We start from the raw sequence: 19,407 nt of genomic DNA on the forward strand, positions 1-19,407 counted from the left end.
GATTCTGGTGGGGCAGAACGGAAGCGCGGCACCTGGCGGCTGGGAGTCCGGGTGGGCCCCGGGCCGGACTCCGGGCGTCCGGATTGGGGTCCGGCCCGGGATCCGGATCGCGGTCCGGTGAAGTGAGGGGAACAGCTTCGGAGTTCACAGCCGCAAAAGTTGACGCGACCATGATGATTGAGCCAAGTCCGGGTTCCGTCAAGAGGTCCACGAAGGACAGCCGGAACCATCCGTGGTCGGACCGCCCGCTTCGGGCACGACCGGTGTCCGCGGGAGCACCGCCCGGATCACCGCGCCGCCGTCCTGGTTGACGGCGCGGAAGCTGCCGCCCAACTCCTCGGCGCGGTCGGCCATCGAGCGCAGCCCGAGGCCCGCACCGGAGCGCCGTCCGCCCACCGCGTCCGCCTCCTGCGGGAACCCGCGGCCGTCGTCCCGGGCCTCGACCACCACCTCGCCCGGACGGACCCGCAGCGCCAACCGGGCCCGGGCGGCGCCCGAGTGGCGCAGTACGTTGTTCAACGCCTCGCCGCTGATCCGCAGCACCGCCACCTCGACGGCGGCCGGCAGGGCGGGCGGCGGATCGGGGTCGAGCTCCAGGGTGATCCGCACCTCGCGCCCGTCCAGCCCGGTGACCAGTCGGCGCAGCGCTCCCGCCAGCCCCTCGCCCGCGAGCGCGGCGGGCGCCAACCCCTCGGTGATCCTGCGCAGTTCGACGATCGCCTGGCCGATCCCGGCGGAGACCGCGCCCAGCGAGCGGGCGGCCGGGGAGTCCTCGGGGACGGCGGCCCGGGCGGTGTCGACGCCGAGCCGCAGCCCGGAGAGCGTCGGCCCGAGCCCGTCGTGCAGGTCGTGGCGCAGCCGGCGCCGCTCCTCCTCCCGGGCGAGGACGATCTGCCGCCGCCCGGCCTGGAGTTCCTCGTACATCCGCAGCGAGGCGATCGCGGGCGCCGCCTGGTCGGCGAGGAACCGCAGCACCTCGCGGTCCTGGGCGTCCAGGACGGGCTGGCCGGCCCGCGGCGGCGCGTACAGGTCGCCGATCACGGCGCCCTCGTAGCTGAGCGGGAAGACCTGGCTGTCGGGGCCGGTCGCGCCGACCGACGCGAGCTCGTGCGGTCCGCCGCTGGTGTGCAGGACGACCCGGGCGCCGGGCAGGCCGAGGGCGTTGACCACGGTGTCGCAGAGCAGCGGCGGGGCGTCGGCCGGGCTGACCGCGCGGCTCAGCCGTTCGGCGAGCTCCCGCACCACCTGGTAGGGGCGGGCGCGGTCGCCGTAGTAGAACCGGTCGACGGCGCGCACCACCCAGCGGGTGGTCGGGCCGAGCAGTCCGCCGATGGCGAGGGCGCCGGCGGCGAGCAGTTGGGCGCCGGTGGTGCTGGCCTCGGGCAGGGCGTGGCGCAGCAGCAGCGCGATGCCGAGGTAGCCGGCGATCAGCAGGGCGGTGAGGGCGAGGACGCTGAGCATCCGGCGGGTGGCGCGGTCGAGGTAGCGGGAGCGGTCCCGGGTGAAGGCGTAGCCGACCGCGCCGAGCATCCACAGGGCCGAGCCGGTGAAGTAGACGGCGGCGGCGAGGCCCTTGGAACCGCCCAGCCTGGTCGCGGTGTTGGTGGTGATCAGCCAGACCAGGTAGGGCGCCAGCACGGCCGCGACGGCGCGGTTCGGCCCGGACGAGCGCCGCCAGCGGACGGCCGCCACGACGAGGCTGACGACGGCGAGGACGGAGGACACGAGGACGGTCCGGTCCTCGCCGAGCGCCAGCGCCTCGCCGGACAGCCCGCCGCCCAGGGGTCCGCTGCCCGCCGGAACCGGTACGTCGCCGATGTACGGGAGCGGTCGGCTCGCGCGGGCCGTGTAGGCGTGCAGACAGCTCCACACGGCGAGCGCGGTGAGGTACGGCGGGCCCCAGCGGCCGCCGGGCGGCCGGCCGTCCGGGAGCCAGAGCGGGAGCGCGATGGCGAGGAAGATGAACAGGGCCACCGAGCCGAACAGCAGGGCGGTCGCGAGGGCCTCGGCGACGGGCCCGGCGTCGGCGGCGGCCACCGCGAACAGGGTGAAGCGGGACAGGCAGCCGCCGAGGCCCGCCGCGAGCATCAGCCGGCCGAGGCTGCGGCCGGGCGGGGCGGCGGGGTCGGGCGCGGTGGCGGGGCGGGTGGCGGGGCCGGGGCGGGTGGCGGGGCGGGTGGCGGGGCCGGGGCGGGTGGCGGCCCGGGGTTCCGCCGGGGGCTGGGCGGGGTGGTGGGAGAGGACGAGCAGCCCGGAGAGCGCGAAGCCGAAGCCGAGCAGGACGGTCTCGCCGTCGTAGGTGAAGTACGGGCTCGCCCAGGGGTCGTCGAGGTGGGTGAGGACCAGAAGCACCCAGCCGAGCCCGCTGAGCAGGGTCGCGACGCACACCCAGGCGGCCGGGGTGCCGGGCCAGGCGGCCGGAGCCGGTCCGCGCCCGGCGGGCGGGCGGAGGTCCGGGGCCCGTCCGGTCGGCCCGGCGGGTCCGGTGGGCCCGGCCTGCCGGGATCGCCCGGTTCGCTCGCTCATCGCACCTCCCTCGTCCCTCGGCCCTCGCCCGTGCCCCGGGGTACCTCCGTGCACCTCCGTGTACCGGCATCATCGGCGGCCCGCGGTCCCGGTCGCCCGGGACCGCGGTCGGGTCCCCGCCCCGGGTCGGGGCGTCCGGGTCGGGGCGTCCGGGACGGGGCGTCCGGGACGGGGCGTCCGGGTGGGGGCTGCCGCCGGTTCCGGCCCCCGGGGGTCAGCTGTCGCCGAGGCCCATGTCGCGGGCCCGGGCCACGGCCTCGGCGCGCGTCGCGACGTGCAGCTTCTCGAAGATGTGGGTGACGTGGTTGCGGACGGTCTTCTCCGCCACCACCAGCTCGCGGGCGATCCGGCGGTTGTCCAGGCCGCGCGCCACCAGGTCCAGCACCTCCGCCTCCCGCGCGGTGAGCGCCGGGAAGAGCTGCCCGGCCTCGCGCAGCCGGGCGCCCGCCAGCAGGGCCGTGATCCGGCCGGCCACGTCCGCGCCGAAGACCGCGCCGCCGGCCGCGACCGTCCGCACCGCGTGCAGCACCTCCTCGCGCCCGGCGCCCTTGACCAGGTAGCCGCGCGCCCCCGCCTGGAGGGCGGCGAGCAGGCTGCCGTCGTCGTCGGCCATGGTCAGCATCAGCACCGGCGGGGCGGGCTGCCGCGAGGAGAGCAGCCGGGCGGCCTCCAACCCGGAGCCGTCCGGCAGCGAGAGGTCCATCACGACGACGTCCGGGCCGGACCGGGCGACCGCCTCGGGCACCTCCGCGACGCGCTCGGCCTCGGCGACCACGGCGATGCCCTCGGCGCTCTCCAGCGCGGCCTTCAGGCCCTCCCGGAAGAGGGGGTGGTCGTCGACGATCAGTACCCGCACGGCCGAGTCCTCCCGCGGGCCGACCCGCTGCTCGTCCGGTTGTCCAACGCGCTGCTCTTCATCCACCCGGCCGACACTACCAGCGATGGCATCGTGACTTAACGTGATGTGCTCCGGTGCCCGATCGGCCGGGGAGCGGCCCTGCGGGCGCTCGATCGGGCACTCGATCGGCCATTCGACCGGGTGCCCGGTCGAGTGGTCGGTCCGGGCCCGGCTTCCGGGCGTCCGGCCGGTCGTCGGGGGTGCGGGACCGGACTTCGAGACCGCTGCCCCATGCGCCCGGGACCGCGGGCCGCCCACACTGGTAACAGTGCCCGGCGAACGGCCGTCGGTGGACCACATCCCCAGCCCGTTTCGAGGCGGTGCCATGACCACGGTGACCTACCCCCGTCCCCGGACGCCCGCCCACCACCGGCGCTCCGACGACCCCGACCGCCGCGCCCGGCTCCAGCTCAGCGCGGCGGCCGCCGTCATGTCCCTGTGCCTGGCCCTCGCCACCCTGTGGACCTGCTACGTCCTCGCCCACCTGGGCGACCCCGGGGTGGCCCAGCCCCGCGACCAACTGGCCGTCCTGGCCTACGCCCTGCCGACCGCCGGGGCGGGCATGCTGCTGCACGCACACCGGCCCGGGAGCCCGCTCGGCTGGGTCATGCTGGCCTACGCCCTCGCGGCGATCCTGCCCAAGGCGGCGGCCGCGCCGGTCTGGGTCGAGGTCACCGATCCGGGCATCGTGGGTGCGGCCACCGTGCTCAAGGCGGTCTGCGACACCGTCCGCGAGACGCTGTTCTTCGTGCTGCCGCTCTGGCTCCCGTCGGGGCGGCTGACCGACCGGCGGTGGTGGTGGTACATCGGCGCGGTCGCCCTGTGGGAGGTGCCGATCTACCTCTCCTACCTGGGCGAGAGCGAGCTCTTCGGCCGCCCCAACCCGCTGGCGGACACCCCGCCCGCCCGGTTCCTGATGGCGGCCTACGACCGGCTCGGCGGCCACGACGACCAGGTGTTCTACGTCCTGGTCGGCATCGCGGCGGCCGTCCTGCTGACCCGGATGCTGCGCGCCGCACCGAAGGCCCGCCCGCGCATCGGCCTGATGCTCGGCGCCTACCTGCTGTGGGCCGGGATGCAGGACTACTACACCCGCGCCCCGGCCGACGACTACTGGCTCGCCTACGGGCTGTTCGCCGCGGCCGGGGCGGTCTGGGCCGTCGCGATCGCCTACCTGGTCATCAAGGACGGCGGCTGGCGACTCGACCGGGCGGCCCGCCGGATCCTCAGCGGGCTGCTCCTCGCCACCGGGCTGACCACGCTGTTCGTCGTGTTCGCCACCGTACTGTCCAGCTGGCTGGTGCCCGGCCGGGGTGCGGCGCTGCTCCTGATCGCGCTGGTCTTCACCCTGGGCTCGGGGCTCCCCCGGGCCGCCCGGTGGGCCGTCGGGCTGGTCGACCGGCTGTACTACGGCGAACGCGCCCAGCCCTACCAGGTGCTGCGCAGGCTGGCCGAACGGGTCCGGCAGGTCGTCGACCCGCAGCGGCTGCCGGCCGCGCTGTGCGACACGGTGGCGCAGGAGCTGCGGCTGCCGGGCGTCGCCCTGACCGTCAGCACCCGGGCCGGACAGCGCCCGCTGGCCGCGGTCGGGCACCTGGACGGCCCGCGCCAGGACTTCGCGCTGGTCCACCACGGCACGGTGATCGGCGAGTTGACCGTCGGCCTGCGCGCCGGCGAGGAGCGGCTGGACAGCAGCGACATGGACATCCTGCGCTCGCTGGCCGACCAGGCCTCGCCCGCCGTCGCCTCGCTCCGGCTGCAGGAGGACCTCCAGGCGAGCCGGGAGCAGATCGTCGCGGCGCGCGAGGAGGAGCGGCGCTGGCTGCGCCGGGACATCCACGACGGCCTCGGGCCCGCCCTGGCCGGACTGCGGCTGCGGGTCGACAACGCCGGTGCCGCGCTGGCCGCGCAGGCCCCGCTCTCGGGCACGCTGCGCGGCATCTCGGGCGACCTCGCGATGGCCATCAAGGAGGTCCGGCGGATCACCGACCGGCTGGGGCCCGCGCCGCTCGGCGAACTCGGGCTGGCCCGGGCGATCCAGCAGCTCAGCTCCACCTTCAACGGCGCGGGGCTGACCGTCACGGCGGAGCTGTCCCCCGATCCGCTGCCGGAGCTGCCGGCCGCCGTCGAGGTGGCCGTGTACCGGATCACCGCCGAGGCCCTCAACAACGTGCTGCGCCATGCCCGGGCCCACTCCGCCCAGGTCCGGGTGCAGGTGCAGCGCGAGACGCTGACCCTCGTCGTCCAGGACGACGGGATCGGGTACCGCGGGCTGTCGGCGGGCGACCCGGCGGAGGCGGGCGGTGCGGGCGGTGCGGGTACTGCGGGCGAGGCGGGTACTGCGGGCGAGGCGGTCGAGGGGGGCCAGGTGGTCGAGGGGGTCGACGCTGCCCTCGGCGGCGGGGCGGTCGCGGCCGGGGCGGAGGCGGGCAGCGGGGTCGGGCTGCGCTCGATGTCGGACCGGGCTGCGGAGATCGGCGGCCGCTGCACCGTCGGGCCGCTGGAGCACGGCACCCGGGTGCTCGCCGTACTGCCCCGCTACCCGTCGCACCCCGCCCGGGAGTGACGGCCTCGGCCGGTCCCGCACCGTCCCATGGCCTGCCCCCGGCACCGGGGTGGTGTCGGGGGCAGGCCTGGTGAGGGGATCGGGCATCAGTGGCAGTTCTTCTCGCCGGTGTCGCACTTTCTCGGTTCGTCCGCACCGGGCGGTGCCACCAGGCCGGTGCCCGGGGAACCGTCGGCACAGGCCGACCTGATGGCGCCGGTGATCGCGCTCCTGAGTGCGAGGCCCGCTGTGGCGGCGCCGACGACCAGCGAGGCCATCCGAACTACCTTGGTCGTTGTACTGGTTGTCATGGAAATCACTCCAGATCTTCCGAGTGTCGAACCGATCGGCTGTTCTTCCTTCACTCTGCGCGGGGGTCCGCCCCGGGCGCATGGGCCCGCCGTCCCGTTCCGGTCCCAAACGCGGGCGCGACGGCCGTGGCCGGGTGGTGTGCCGGAGCCGGTGGCGGTCACGGTGCCGGGCGGCGGGGGCCCGGCGGCTCGCGGTGCTCATCAGGCGGCCTCGGGGAGGGCGGCGCGCAGCTGGTAGCCGGCCCGTTCCAGGCTCGGGGCGCCCAGGTAGCCGTGCAGGGCGGTGGCCGGACCGGCCCGGTCGGTCCGGAAGCCGTGCCACTCGCCCGCCGGGAGGTAGACCAAGTCCCCACGGGAGAGGTGGAGTCCGCCCGTTGCGGTGAGGTGCCGGCCACCGCCCGAGACGAGCAGGAAGAACTCGTCCGCACCCGCGTGCCGGTGCAGGCCGTGGCTGCCGCCCGCGGCGAAGGCGGAGGCCGCGACGGTGATCCGTCGGGCGCCCACCGTCTCGGCACTGGCCAGCCAGTGCACGCCCGTTCCGGCCGAACCGGGGACGGCGGCTCCCTCGGCGGCGCCGCCACCGGGGGGCGGCGCCAGCGGGACGGCGTACGGCCGGGGCGCTTCCGGCCGCCTCGCCGGGGACGGCGGCCAGGGCGTCGGCGTCCGTAGCGGCGACCCGGTGCCGGGTCTCGGCCGGACGGTGAGGATGGCGGCCGGTGCGCCGGGCAGTGCGGTGAGACCGCCGGCACTGCCCGGCGGGTGGTAGAGGCCTTCACCGGGACCGAGGATCCGCCCGGCCGAGCGGATCCGCCCGGAGAGCACGACGGTCACCGACTCGGCTACCCGGGAGGGGTGTTGTTCGATCCGCACGCCGGGTGGCAGGGTCTCGACGATCAGTCCGCCGTGCGCGGACGGCAGGAGGTCCGGGTCGATCAGCCGGCGGAACGCGGGTGCCGTGCCGGGCACGGCGGCGGGTACGAGGATCATCACGTCACGCTTCCTGGAGCGTCTGAGGAATCGGGGGGGTCGTAGACGTCGGGGCCGGAGGCGTCGGGGGGGCTTGGCGGAGCACTGCGGCCGTTCGCGGGCAGCCGGAACGGCCGCGGACCCGCCGGGCCCGGGCGCCCCCGGTCGGGGCGCCCGGGCCGGCGGGTTCACGGGCAGTGGGTTCACGGGCGGGTCCGCCGCTCGGCGCGGCGCCGGGCCAGGGCGTCCATGGTCCCTGCGGCCCGCCGCGCGGCGGTGAGCGTGAGGCAGAGCAGCTCGGCGCCCAGCGGGCCGGCCTCCAGTTGGAGCGGGTGGCCGCGCCGGGCCAGCAGGAGGTCGCCTTCGGAGGCCAGGTACTCCGGCTCGTCGGCCACCTCGCCGGCCAGCACGGCTCCGCGCAGGACGTAGACCACGCTCTCGGCGTCGTCGCGCCCCGGCAGGACATGGTGGGCGCCGGGGCTGAGCCGCAGCTGGTCGAAGGACTCGCAGGCGCTGGCGACCATGGACCGCCGCGCGAGGCAGCGGACGCGGACGCGCTCCCCGTGCGGGCCGATGATGACGGCGGCCGAGCCGGAGTCGGTGGTGACGATCATCGTGAATCGCCTTCTTCCGGAGTCTGCGGGGTCGAGGGGTGCTGCGCCGCCGGACGGTTCTGCGGGGTCGAGCGGACGGCGAGGATGGCGTGGAAGTACTCCAACCCGGCCGTCCCGGCGGTCAGGACGGTGCGGGTGCCGAGCGGCAGCGTCAGGGCGGTGCCCTCCAGCAGCGGGATGCCGTCGGCGGACTCCTCCTGGCCGGCGGGGTCGCCCGGTTCTGCGGCGTCAGGGTCGGCGTCGGGGTCGGGCACGGAGGCCGTGCCCGAGCCGGCGGTGATGTACAGGGCGTGCTCGATGCCGTCGGAGGCGACTTCGGTACTGCGGCCCGGGTCGAGCCACTGCAGACCGACCGCGCGCAGCGGTCCGGTGAGCACTCGGCCGGGGTCGACGGCGCCGCGTCGGCGGAGGTCGGTGATGACGGTCCCGGTCATGACGGGGGCTCCTTCTGCTTCGGCTGCTGCTCGGGTTGCTCGGTTTGTACTGGTCTGCGGCCCGTCGGGGTCCGCTTCCGAGTCCACGGTGCGGCGCCTGCCGTCCCGGCCACACGGGGACCGGGTCCCGTCCTGATCCCGGCCACCGCCCGGCCACCGCCCGGACGGCGCTCAGACCGTCACGGGCACGGACACGGGCACAGACCGCGGTGCGGGGAAGGTGCTGCGGGCGACGGACGCCCGGGCCGGACCGTCCGCGGCGGCGGCTCGAAGTACCGGGTCGGCCACCGGGGTCAGCAGCCGGCCGTCGGCGCAGCGCGGGCGGCCGAGGCCGCCGAGCAGCAGCAGGCCGGGCTCGGCGGCCGTGTGCAGGGCGTCCACCAGGGCGGTGTCCCACTCGGCCGGGAGCGCGGTCGCGCTGCCGTTGCGGGCCAGCAGCTCGCAGTGGGCCCGGGCGTCGGCGCTGTCCAACAGTCCGAGCCGCACCGCGATCCGGGCCGCCAGCAGCAGTCCGAGTCCGTCGGCGTCGCCGGGGGCGAGCGCGAGGCCGTCGGGTGTGTCCCCGCCGCCGCAGACGCGCCGGACGGCGTCGCCGAGGCTCCGGCCGTAGCGCAGGGCCAGCGCGGGGCCGGTCTCGTACGGGTCGAAGCAGACCAGGGTGGCCCGGGCGTCCGCGCAGACGGCAAGGAAGGCGCAGAGCGCGCGATCGGAGTAACGGGCGTCGGGGCGCAGCGCGTTGGCGACGGAGTCGTACAGGGCCGGGCAGACGGCCAGCACGTGCCGGATCACGGTGACCATCCCGGCGCGGGTCTCCGGTGCGGGCCGGTCGGCCAGGAGGTCGCTGCGGACCCAGACCAGCACGGGTTCGGGGTGTCCCGGGGCGGGGCGGCGCATCGACAGGGCGGGACCGCAGGCGGCGGCGAGGGTGGTCGGCAACCGGACCTGGGCGGCGATGCCGCCGACCTGTTCGCCGCCGAGGGCGATCACGACCGTCCGGCCGTCCGTGGGCCCGGTCGGCTGCCGCCAGTCCTGCACGGTGGTGGGTGCCTGGGCGGTCGCGAGTGTGCGGACGTGGGCGAGGTAGGCGGCGGGCGCGGCACCGTCGGTGGCGATGACGAACCGGTCGGCGTGGAACCCGGCGAGGTGGTCGGCGAGTTCCTGCCAGCAGGATTCGCCGCTGCGCACCAGCAGACTGAGGTACGAGGCTCCGGCCTGGATGCGCCGTTCGAATCCGGCACTGGGGGTCATGGCGGTCCTCCTCCCGCTTCCGACCACCCACGATGGGCGGCCCGACGCCCCGGGCACCTGAGCCGCGGTTCCCGAGTCCACCCGTGCGGTGCCTGGGTCCGGCGGGAGGACGGGGGTCGGAGTGGGACGGGGGGCCGGGCAGGCGGCCGGGCAGGCGGCCGCGTGCCCCGGCACCGATCGGCGCCGGGGCACGGGGAGGGGGAGGAGGATGGCGCGCCGGTGTCGCGATGACGGGTTTCATCATCTGTCAGCTGTCATCTGTCAGCTGCTATTCGTCAGCTGCCATCCGCCGTCCGTCAGCTGTCGGCCCCCGCCCCGGTGACGGCGCCGGAAGCCAAGGGTCGCGGCCGCCGGCCGGGAGGTCGGACACGGCGGCTCAACACAGGCACGTCCGCGAACCCGACCGGGCTACGCACGAATCCCCGCCCGCTCATCGGCCGCCCACTTCCTCAACTCATCGGCGGCGTCCGTAAACTCACCGATCGTCAGATCACCGACGAAAGCCCCCCGCCCGAGCCCCGAAGGCAGCGGAAGCCGCCGGCCCTCGTGGTGGCGGGCGGTGTCGGCCAGCGCCTCGCCGAGCGTGAGCGGCTCCATCAGCGGGTGCCAGACCGGGAGTTCGAGCCGCCGCATCAGCCGGAGGATGCGCTCGCTCTGCCCCGCGTCGAGCAGTCCGCGCCGCCGGGCGAGCACGGTGGTGAGCGCCATGTCGACGCAGACGGCCTCACCGTGCAGCAGTTCGGGCAGGGCGCGCTTCTCGACCGTCGGGCTGAACGAGTGCCCGTAGTCCGTCAGGCGCTGCGGCCGGTGCTCCCCGAGGTCGGGCCGGAGTTCCCGGAGCGTCCCCTGCACCGCCCGGGTGAGGACCTCGGCACCCGCGCACCGGTCCTGGAACCGCCCGTCGAGCAGGTCCGGGCCGTGGCGTTCCAGCATTTCGAAGAGCCGCCGGTCCTTGATCAGCGCGACCTTGAGGATCTCGGCGAGCCCGTTGCCGATGTGCCGCCGGTCGAGGGTGGCGAGGAACGCCGGGTCGAGCAGCGTCTCGGCGGCCGGGCGGTAGGGGCCGAGCCGGTTCCCGCGGCGGCCGCGGTCGGCGGCGCCGGCCATCGCCCCGACGCCCGCGTCGACCAGTCCGATCAGCGTGGTGGGCACCCGGACGAACGGGGTGGCGCGCCGGTAGAGGCTGCAGGCGAGGCCGACGATGTCGGTCAGGGCGCCGCCGCCGATCGCGATGACCGGGTCGCCGCGGCGGGAGACGCCGACGTACTCCATCCGGTCGGCGACCCGGAACACCGGGTCCATGGTCTTCAGTTGCTCGTGGGCGAGCAGGACCAGGACCTCGTAGTCGATGCCGCGGCCGGCCAGGTAGGCGTGGATCCGGCGGCCGTAGAGCTCGTACACGCGGGCTTCGACGACCACCAGGCGGGGCCCGGGCGGTCCTCCGGCGCGGGCCAGCGCGGGGTCGGCCGGATCCAGCAGGTCGGGGGTGAAGCGCACCCGGTGGCGGGCGGGGGGCACGGTGGCGACGGCCCGGCCGGTGCGCGGAGCCCCCGTGGCGGGCAGGCCGTGGGCGGCGGGGCGGTGGTGGCGCTGGGGAACGGACACGGGTGCTCCTCGGGGTGTCGGGGCGGGCGCGGACCTTCCGGCACCGGGTGGGGCACCCGGCCGGCAGGTCCCACCCTCCGGTGCCCGCCGTCCCGGGCACACGGGCACCGGGTCTCACCCGCGTCCCGGACCGCGTCCCGGACGGCATCCCGCGCCGCGTCCGAGGCGTCGCCCCGGGATCCCGAAGCGGGGACCCGCCCCCCCCGCCACCCGGCCGACGTACGGTGGAACCCGGAGGCCGTGCCATGCATGTCACCGGGACCGGGTTCACCGACCGTACCGACGCGGGCCGCCGACTGGCCGCCCGCCTGGAGCACCTGCGCGGCGCCGGCACCGTGGTCGTCGCCCTGCCGCGCGGCGGCGTCCCGGTGGCCGCCGAGGTGGCCGCCGCGCTCGGCGCCCCGCTCGACATCTGCGTGATCCGCAAACTCGGCGTGCCGTACCAGCCCGAGCTGGGCATGGGGGCGATCGGCGAGGACGGCGTCCGGGTGCTCAACGACCACGTCCTGCGCATCGCCGGCGTCACCGCCGACCAGCTGGCCCGCGTCGAGGAGCAGGAGCGCGCCGAGCTCGACCGCCGGGCCCGCCGCTACCGGGGCGACCGGCCGCGCGCCGACCTGCGCGGGTGCACGGTGGTCGTGGTCGACGACGGCATCGCCACCGGTTCCACCGCCCGGGCGGCCTGCCGGATCGTCCGGGCCCGGGGGGCGGCCCGGGTGGTCCTGGCCGTGCCGGTGGCGCCGCCCGACTGGACCGACCGGCTCGCCGAGGTCGCCGACGAGCTGGTCTGCGTGCTCACCCCCTCGCCGTTCTACGCGATCGGCGAGTTCTACGCCGACTTCTCGCAGACCGGCGACGACGAGGTCCTGCGGATCCTCGCCGAGGCGCGCGGCGAGGACACGGCCGGCGCGGGACTCGTGGCAATACCCGTCGACCGCGAGCTGGACCTGCCCGTCGGCGGGGTCCGGCTGGCGGGCCGGCTGACCGTCCCGGCCGACGCGTCCGGGCTCGTGGTGTTCGCGCACGGCAGCGGCAGCAGCCGCCACAGCCCGCGCAACCGCCACGTGGCCACCCGGCTCAACCGGTCCGGCCTGGCGACCCTGCTGTTCGACCTGCTCACCGAGGCCGAGGAGCCGGACCGGCGCAAGGTGTTCGACGTGGAGCTGCTGGGCTCCCGCCTGACCGCCGTCACGGAACTGCTCTCCGGCCGACGAGCCGACCGGTCCACCGACCGGCCCACCGACCAGCCCACCGACCGAGGCGACCCCGTCGGCCCGCCTCCCGACCTCCCGCCCGGTCTCCCCCTCGGCCTCTTCGGCGCCAGCACCGGCGCCGCCGCCGCACTCTGGGCGGCCGCCCGGCTGGGCGACGGCGTGGCCGCCGTGGTCTCCCGGGGCGGGCGCCCCGACCTCGCCGGGGCCGAGCGGCTGGCCGAGGTCACCGCGCCGACCCTGCTGATCGTCGGCGGCCGGGACACCACCGTGATCGACCTGAACCGGCAGGCGCGGTCCCGGCTGCGCTGCGAGAGTGAACTCGCGGTGGTGCCGCACGCGGGGCACCTGTTCGAGGAGCCGGGCACCCTGGACCGGGTCGCCGAACTCGCCCGCGACTGGTTCCTGTCGCATCTGCGGTACCCGTGAAGCCCACGCACCCACCGGACCCGGACCCGAGCCCGGACCCGACCTCGGACCCGCGCCCGGCCACCCGGAGCGTCCGCCGTACCGACCAGCGGAACCACCCGATCCGGCAGCACAATTTGTTCAGCCGACCCGGGGATTTTCTGATCACCTTGTACACATTGAACAGTGAAATCCCGACCTGTTGCCCAACCACCCCGACAGGAGCAAGCTCTCCGCTCAGCCGCACCGCCCACCCCTGCGGCGCGGCCGCCTCAAGCGGATGCCTCAATGCCGAGGCCTCAATGTGGAGGAACGACCGATGACCCCGCAGACCCACGCCCTTGAGCTGACCCCCGAGGAACGCGAGGCCGGTCTCGACGCCGAACAGCTGCGCCGCCTCGTCGGCCTCGTCGAGCACGACCCCGCCACGGACCCGTTCCCTGTCATCGCACAGGACGCGATCGTGTTCGTCGTGGGCAACGCCACCCAGACGGCCCACTTCTACCAGGCCGTGTTCGGCATGGAGCTGGTCGCCTACTCCGGTCCGGAGACCGGCCGGCGCGACCGCAAGGCCTTCGTGCTGCGGTCCGGCTCCTGCCGCTTCGTGATCAAGGGCGGCGTCTCCCCGGAGAGCCCGCTGCTGGACCACCACCGCCGGCACGGCGACGGCGTGGTCGACCTGGCGCTCGAGGTGCCGGACGTCGACAAGTGCATCGCGCACGCCCGCGCCCAGGGCGCCATCGTGCTGGAGGAGCCGAACGACGTCTCCGACGAGCACGGCACCGTGCGCCGCGCGGCCATCGCCACCTACGGCGAGACCCGGCACACCCTGGTCGACCGCTCCCGCTACCACGGCCCCTACCTGCCGGGCTTCGTGGCCGCCCAGACCCGGGTGACCCGCCCGGCCGGGCAGCCGAAGCGGCTGTTCCAGGCGCTGGACCACGCGGTCGGCAACGTCGAGCTCGGCCGGATGGACGAGTGGGTCGGGTTCTACAACCGCGTCATGGGCTTCGTGAACATGGCCGAGTTCGTCGGCGACGACATCGCCACCGAGTACTCCGCGCTGATGTCCAAGGTCGTCGCCAGCGGCAACCACCGGGTGAAGTTCCCGCTCAACGAGCCGGCCGTCGCCAAGAAGAAGTCGCAGATCGACGAGTACCTGGAGTTCTACGGCGGCCCCGGCTGCCAGCACCTGGCGCTCGCCACCAACGACATCCTCAGCACCGTCGACATCCTGCGCGCCAACGGCGTGGAGTTCCTCTCCACCCCCGACTCGTACTACGACGACCCGGAGCTGCGCGCCCGGATCGGCAAGGTCCGCGTCGACGTCGAGGAGCTGAAGAAGCGCGGCATCCTGGTCGACCGCGACGAGGACGGCTACCTGCTGCAGATCTTCACCAAGCCGCAGGGCGACCGCCCGACCGTGTTCTTCGAGTTCATCGAGCGGCATGGCTCGCTCGGCTTCGGGAAGGGCAACTTCAAGGCGCTCTTCGAATCCCTGGAGCGCGAGCAGGACCGTCGCGGCAACCTCTGATCGACACCCCTGATCGGAGCGCACCCGGCGGCGGACCAGACGGGTCAGTCGGCGAACGGCCCAGGAGGAGCAGGACGATGGCGCACTACCGGCAGCTGGGCAGCATCCCGCCCAAGCGGCACACGCAGCACCGCACACCCGAAGGCGGTCTGTACTACGAGGAGTTGATGGGTGAGGAGGGGTTCTCCTCGGACTCCTCGCTGCTCTACCACCGGGGCATCCCCTCGGCCGTCGTGGACGCGGTGCCGTGGGAGCTCCCGGACCAGTCCACGGTGCCCAACCATCCCCTGCTGCCCCGCCACCTGAAGCTGCACGAGCTGTTCGCGGGCCAGGAGTGGAAGGCCACGGACGTGGTCGGCGGCCGCCGGCTGGTCCTCGGCAACGGCGACGTGCGGATCTCGTACGTCGCCGCCGGGGCCCCGAGCGAGCTGTACCGCAACGGGCTCGGCGACGAGTGCGTGTACGTGGAGTCCGGCTCGGGCACCGTCGAGACGGTGTTCGGCACGCTGGAGGTCGGCCAGGGCGACTACGTGCTCATCCCCCGGGCCACCACGCACCGCTGGGTGCCCTCCGGCGACGAGCCGCTGCGCGCCTACTGCATCGAGGCGAACAGCCACATCACCCCGGTGAAGCGCTTCCTCTCCAAGTACGGGCAGCTGCTGGAGCACGCGCCGTACTGCGAGCGGGACCTGCGCGGCCCGTCCGGTCCGCTGCTGGTCGACGGCGAGGACGTCGACGTCCTGGTCAAGCACCGCGGCCCGAACGGCGTCGCGGGCACCCGCTACACCGTGCCGCACCACCCGTTCGACGTGGTCGGCTGGGACGGCTGCCTGTACCCGTACGTCTTCAACATCGGCGACTACGAGCCGATCACCGGCCGGATCCACCAGCCGCCGCCGGCCCACCAGGTGTTCGAGGGCAACGGGTTCGTCATCTGCAACTTCGTGCCGCGCAAGGTGGACTACCACCCGCTGTCGATCCCGGTGCCCTACTACCACTCCAACGTGGACAGCGACGAGGTCATGTTCTACTGCGGCGGCGACTACGCGGCCCGCAAGGGCTCGGGCATCGCCCAGGGTTCGATCTCGCTGCACCCCGGCGGCCACACCCACGGCCCGCAGCCGGGCGCGTACGAGCGCAGCATCGGCGCCGAGTTCTTCGACGAGCTCGCCGTGATGGTGGACACCTTCCGTCCGCTGGAGCTGGGCGAGGGCGGCCGGGCCAGCGAGGACGGCAACTACGCGTGGACCTGGGCGGGCCGGGGGCCGAAGCGATGAGCCGCATCCCCGCGCTCTTCCAGGGCCTCTTCGACGACGCGGCGGTGTTCCCACCGGGGAACCTGCCGGTCGCCGAAGCGGTGCCCGCCCACCGCGCGCACCGCTCCGCCTGGTACGCCGAGGCGGTCGGCCCGCTCCTCTGCGGGGCCGGCCGACTGGGCGAGTTGGCCGGAGCAGCCGGGGCGGCCGACCCGGTTCTCCGGGTCGGGCTCGTGCTGCCGGGGGGCAGCGCGGAGCTCGGCCCGGCGCTGGCGGCCGCCGCGCCGTTCGAGATCGCCGGCGTCGAACTGGCCACCCGCGACGCCCGCGAGGCCGTCACCGCACTCGACCTGCTGCTACCGCCGGACGTTCCGGCCGCCGTCGAGCTGCCACGCGAACTCCTGCGCGGCGACGGGCTGGACGAGGTGCTGGACGTCCTCGTCGACAGCCCCTACCGGGCGAAGTTCCGTACCGGCGGGCTGGTCGCGGGCGCCTTCCCGGACGAGCAGGAGCTGGCCGCCTTCCTCACCGGCTGCGCCCAACGCGGCCTGCCGTACAAGTGCACCGCCGGCCTGCACAACGCCGTCCGGCACACCGACCCGGTCACCGGCTTCGAGCACCACGGCTTCCTGAACGTCCTGCTGGCCGCGCTCGCCACCGACCGGTCGGCCGCCGCCGAGGTGCTCGCGGAGCGCTCCGGCGAGGTCCTCGCCAAGGCCGTCGGCGAACTGACCGGGCATCAGGTTACGGTGATCAGGAACTCGTTCACCGCGTTCGGCACCTGCAGCATCGCCGAGCCGCTGGACGACCTGGCCGGACTCGGCCTGCTGCCCCCCAGTTCACCGCACCAGCCCCCGTCCCAGGAGGACCGTTGACCACCCCCCGCAGCTGGCTCGCCACCGCGCAGGACTCGCCGTTCGGCGTGCACAACCTGCCGTACGGCGTCTTCACCGCAGCCGACCGGCCGGGCCGGCGGCGCATCGGCGTGCGCATCGGCGACTTCGTCCTCGACGCCGGGGCCGCCGCCCGCGCCGCCGGGTCGCCGTCCGTCCTGCTGGACGCCGAGACCCTCAACCCGCTGCTCGGCGCGGGCCGTCCGGTGTGGACCGAGGTCCGCACGGAGCTCACCCGGTGGCTCACCGACGAGTCGTACCGGGACGCCGTCTCGCCGCTGCTGGTGCCGCTGACCGAGGTGGAGCTGCACCTGCCGTTCGAGGTGGCCGACTACGTCGACTTCTACTCCTCCGAGCACCACGCCACCAACCTGGGCCGGATCTTCCGCCCCGGCGTGGATCCGCTCACCCCCAACTGGAAGCACCTGCCGATCGGTTACCACGGCCGGGCCGGGACGGTCGTCGTCTCCGGCGCCCCCGTCATCCGGCCGCAGGGGCAGCGCAAGGCGCCCGCCGAGGCCGTGCCGTCCTTCGGCCCGACCCGCCGGCTGGACATCGAGGCCGAGGTCGGCTTCGTGGTCGGCGCCCCCTCCGCGCTCGGCACGCCCGTCACCCTGGACGACTTCCGCACGCACGTGTTCGGCGTCTGCCTGGTCAACGACTGGTCCGCACGCGACATCCAGGCCTGGGAGTACGTGCCGCTCGGCCCGTTCCTCGGCAAGTCCTTCGCGACCTCGCTCTCACCGTGGATCGTCCCGCTGGACGCCCTGGAGCACGCCCGGGTCAGCCCGCCCGCCCGGGACGTCGAACCGCTCCCCTACCTGGACGACCGGGGCGGCGAACCCTGGGGCCTGGACCTCGCGCTGGAGGTCGGCCTGAACGGGCACACGATCTCCCGCCCGCCGTTCGCCTCGATGTACTGGACGGCCGCGCAGCAGCTCGCCCACATGACGGCCAACGGCGCGTCGCTGCGCACCGGCGACCTGTTCGCCTCCGGCACCGTCAGCGGCCCCGAGCGCGAGACCAGGGGCGCGCTGATCGAGCTCACCTGGAACGGCGAGGAGCCGCTCAAGCTGCCCGACGGCACCACCCGCACCTTCCTGGAGGACGGCGACGAGGTCACCATCACCGCCACCGCCCCGGGCCCCGACGGCAGCCTCGTCGGCTTCGGCGAGGTCGTCGGCCGCGTGACACCGTAGGCCGTCAGGTCCGACCGCTCGGACCACGCCGGCCGCTTTGGCCACCGAAGGGCGGCGCCGGAGAACGGCGCCGCCCTTCGGCACGGGCTCGACGGCCCGTCCGATCCCGCCCCGACAGCGGCAGGCCGCGGTGATCAGGTCGCGGAGGGGAGCGGGCTGCCGATCCGCAGCAGGTTGCCGCTGCGGTCGACGAGGGCGAACTCGCGCATCCGGTAGTCGGTGTCGACCGGCGGCTGCAGCCGGCTGCCCGTCGCCCGGTCGCTCGGCACACCGATCCGGGCCCACTCGCGGTGGAGGGCGTCCGCATCCGCGACATGCACGTAGCAACTGCCCGCCGTGGCCAGCGGATCCACCTCCGGGTGGTGCCAGAAGTGCAGTTCCACCGTCCCCCGGACCATGATCAGGTAGCCGTACTGCTCCGGTGACACGCCCCGCTGCTCGAAGCCGAGGCGGGCGTAGAACTCGAGCGTCTCACCCAGCTCGCGGCTGGGCAGGATGGGCACCGCGTACTCGTCCATGCGGCACACCGTAGCGCCCCGCTCCGACACCGGTGCCCATGCCGGGCCCGATCGTGGAATCCCGTGGCGGGACACGGGAGGAGGGCGGCTAGTAGCGTGTCACGCGGATCTTTCCAGGGCGGACGAGGGACGGGAGCGGGCCCGATGAGCGCAGAGGTGCGGGTATTCACGGAGGGCCGGGTCGGGCGGATCGTGCTCGATCGGCCGAGGGCGCTCAACTCGCTGACCCACGGCATGATCGGCGCCGTTCGCGCGGCGCTGGACGGCTGGGCGGCGGACGAGGCCGTCCACGTGGTGGTGCTGACCGGTGAGGGCGAGCGCGGGCTCTGCGCGGGTGCGGACATCCGCGCCATCCACGACGACGCCAAGGCGGGCGGAGCCGGGTCGCGGGCCTTCTTCCGGGACGAGTACGAGCTCAACGCGCTGATCGGCCGCTACCCGAAGCCGTACATCGCGGTGATGGACGGCATCACCATGGGCGGCGGTGTCGGCCTCTCCGCGCACGGCGCGGTGCGGATCGTCACCGAGCGCTCCGTGGTGGCGATGCCGGAGACCCGGATCGGCCTGGTGCCGGATGTCGGAGGGAGCCTTCTGCTCGCCCGCGCGCCGGGCGGGGCGGGCACCCACCTCGGGCTCACCTCGGCGTCGATGGGTCCCGGCGACGCGCTGTTCTGCGGCTTCGCCGACCACTTCGTCCCCTCGGCCGCCGTCCAGGCCCTGCTGGCGGACCTGGCCGCGCTCGACCTGACGGCGGCGGCGAACGCGGCGGACGCGGCAGGCGCAGCAGATGTGGCGGCGGCGGTCGCCCGGGTCGTGGCCGCCCACGCCCGGCCCGCGCCGCCCGCGGTCCTCGCCGGGCAGCGGGACTGGATCGACGCCTGCTACTCCGCCGACACCGTGGAGGAGATCGTCGAACGGCTGCTCGCCAGCGGCGTCCAGGAGGCCAAGGAGGCTGCCGGCCAGCTCCTCGGCAACTCGCCGACCGCCGTCAAGGTGACCCTCGCCGCCCTCCGCCGCGCCCGCGACCTGGCCTCCCTGGAGGCGGTCCTCGACCAGGAGTACCGCATCTCGTGCGCCGCCCTGGCCGCCCCCGACCTGGTGGAGGGCATCCGCGCCCAGGTCGTCGACAAGGACCGCAACCCGCGCTGGTCCCCCGCCACCCTGGGCGCCGTGACGCCCGAGGACGTCGCGCGCTTCTTCGCCCCGCGCGAGGGCGACGAGCTCGGCCTGGCCTGACGCCG

The 19,407-nt window shown here is 75.0% G+C and carries 16 protein-coding genes; 7 read left to right on the plus strand and 9 right to left on the minus strand.

Features of this window, described 5'->3' with window-relative positions; genetic code table 11:
- Positions 1-198: 198 nt before the first annotated feature.
- Positions 199-2,526 (minus strand): GAF domain-containing sensor histidine kinase, encoded by a 2,328-nt coding sequence (locus ACIGZJ_RS05480; protein WP_396456049.1) that lies wholly within the window; start codon positions 2,524-2,526, stop codon positions 199-201.
- Between the two features lie 214 nt (positions 2,527-2,740).
- Positions 2,741-3,382: a response regulator gene (locus tag ACIGZJ_RS05485; protein ID WP_392932251.1), complete on the minus strand. Its 642-nt coding sequence runs from the start codon at positions 3,380-3,382 to the stop codon at positions 2,741-2,743.
- Positions 3,383-3,749: 367 nt separating this feature from the next.
- Between ACIGZJ_RS05485 and ACIGZJ_RS05490 the strand changes: the two genes are divergently transcribed.
- The gene (locus ACIGZJ_RS05490; protein ID WP_396456050.1) at positions 3,750-5,990 is read left to right on the plus strand and encodes an ATP-binding protein; all 2,241 of its coding nucleotides are present in this window, start codon (positions 3,750-3,752) and stop codon (positions 5,988-5,990) included.
- 86 nt (positions 5,991-6,076) lie between these two features.
- Here the strand turns inward: ACIGZJ_RS05490 and ACIGZJ_RS05495 are convergent, their stop codons facing one another.
- The 6 genes from ACIGZJ_RS05495 to ACIGZJ_RS05520 form a co-directional block, all read right to left on the minus strand.
- Complete coding sequence (locus ACIGZJ_RS05495) at positions 6,077-6,280, minus strand: hypothetical protein (RefSeq protein WP_396456051.1); 204 nt, start codon at positions 6,278-6,280, stop codon at positions 6,077-6,079.
- 201 nt (positions 6,281-6,481) lie between these two features.
- Positions 6,482-7,267 carry a cupin domain-containing protein gene (locus ACIGZJ_RS05500; RefSeq protein ID WP_396456052.1) on the minus strand — a complete coding sequence of 262 codons (786 nt, stop codon included), beginning with the start codon at positions 7,265-7,267 and terminating at the stop codon, positions 6,482-6,484.
- Positions 7,268-7,449: 182 nt separating this feature from the next.
- Positions 7,450-7,860 (minus strand): hypothetical protein, encoded by a 411-nt coding sequence (locus ACIGZJ_RS05505; RefSeq protein WP_396456053.1) that lies wholly within the window; start codon positions 7,858-7,860, stop codon positions 7,450-7,452.
- Positions 7,857-8,294, minus strand: a complete 438-nt coding sequence (locus tag ACIGZJ_RS05510) for a hypothetical protein (protein ID WP_396456054.1) — start codon at positions 8,292-8,294, stop codon at positions 7,857-7,859. The genes ACIGZJ_RS05505 and ACIGZJ_RS05510 overlap by 4 nt, the downstream gene beginning before the upstream one ends.
- A gap of 171 nt (positions 8,295-8,465) precedes the next feature.
- Positions 8,466-9,542: a hypothetical protein gene (locus tag ACIGZJ_RS05515; protein ID WP_396456055.1), complete on the minus strand. Its 1,077-nt coding sequence runs from the start codon at positions 9,540-9,542 to the stop codon at positions 8,466-8,468.
- Between the two features lie 408 nt (positions 9,543-9,950).
- Positions 9,951-11,147 carry a sedoheptulose 7-phosphate cyclase gene (locus ACIGZJ_RS05520; protein ID WP_396456056.1) on the minus strand — a complete coding sequence of 399 codons (1,197 nt, stop codon included), beginning with the start codon at positions 11,145-11,147 and terminating at the stop codon, positions 9,951-9,953.
- A 245-nt stretch (positions 11,148-11,392) separates the two neighbouring features.
- On the opposite strand from ACIGZJ_RS05520, the gene ACIGZJ_RS05525 reads away from it, so the two are divergent.
- The 5 genes from ACIGZJ_RS05525 (at position 11,393) to fahA (ending at position 17,648) form a co-directional block, all read left to right on the plus strand.
- Positions 11,393-12,787 carry a phosphoribosyltransferase family protein gene (locus ACIGZJ_RS05525; RefSeq protein WP_396456057.1) on the plus strand — a complete coding sequence of 465 codons (1,395 nt, stop codon included), beginning with the start codon at positions 11,393-11,395 and terminating at the stop codon, positions 12,785-12,787.
- A gap of 298 nt (positions 12,788-13,085) precedes the next feature.
- On the plus strand, positions 13,086-14,300 hold the full coding sequence (gene hppD, locus ACIGZJ_RS05530) for a 4-hydroxyphenylpyruvate dioxygenase (protein WP_392931894.1): 1,215 nt from the start codon (positions 13,086-13,088) through the stop codon (positions 14,298-14,300).
- A gap of 77 nt (positions 14,301-14,377) precedes the next feature.
- Positions 14,378-15,577 carry a homogentisate 1,2-dioxygenase gene (locus tag ACIGZJ_RS05535; protein WP_396456058.1) on the plus strand — a complete coding sequence of 400 codons (1,200 nt, stop codon included), beginning with the start codon at positions 14,378-14,380 and terminating at the stop codon, positions 15,575-15,577.
- A complete protein-coding gene (locus tag ACIGZJ_RS05540) occupies positions 15,574-16,431 on the plus strand; it encodes a hypothetical protein (protein WP_396456059.1) in 858 nt (285 codons plus the stop codon). Before ACIGZJ_RS05535 ends, ACIGZJ_RS05540 begins: the two co-directional genes overlap by 4 nt.
- On the plus strand, positions 16,428-17,648 hold the full coding sequence (gene fahA, locus ACIGZJ_RS05545) for a fumarylacetoacetase (RefSeq protein ID WP_396456060.1): 1,221 nt from the start codon (positions 16,428-16,430) through the stop codon (positions 17,646-17,648). The genes ACIGZJ_RS05540 and fahA overlap by 4 nt, the downstream gene beginning before the upstream one ends.
- A 134-nt stretch (positions 17,649-17,782) precedes the next feature.
- Here fahA and ACIGZJ_RS05550 read toward each other — a convergent pair whose 3' ends face one another.
- Positions 17,783-18,166: a bleomycin resistance protein gene (locus ACIGZJ_RS05550; protein WP_396456061.1), complete on the minus strand. Its 384-nt coding sequence runs from the start codon at positions 18,164-18,166 to the stop codon at positions 17,783-17,785.
- A 144-nt stretch (positions 18,167-18,310) separates the two neighbouring features.
- Between ACIGZJ_RS05550 and ACIGZJ_RS05555 the strand changes: the two genes are divergently transcribed.
- A complete protein-coding gene (locus tag ACIGZJ_RS05555; protein ID WP_396456062.1) occupies positions 18,311-19,402 on the plus strand; it encodes an enoyl-CoA hydratase/isomerase family protein in 1,092 nt (363 codons plus the stop codon).
- The last annotated feature ends 5 nt before the right edge of the window (positions 19,403-19,407 follow it).

The organism is Kitasatospora sp. NPDC052868 (assembly GCF_044547105.1).
GTDB lineage: Bacteria > Actinomycetota > Actinomycetes > Streptomycetales > Streptomycetaceae > Kitasatospora.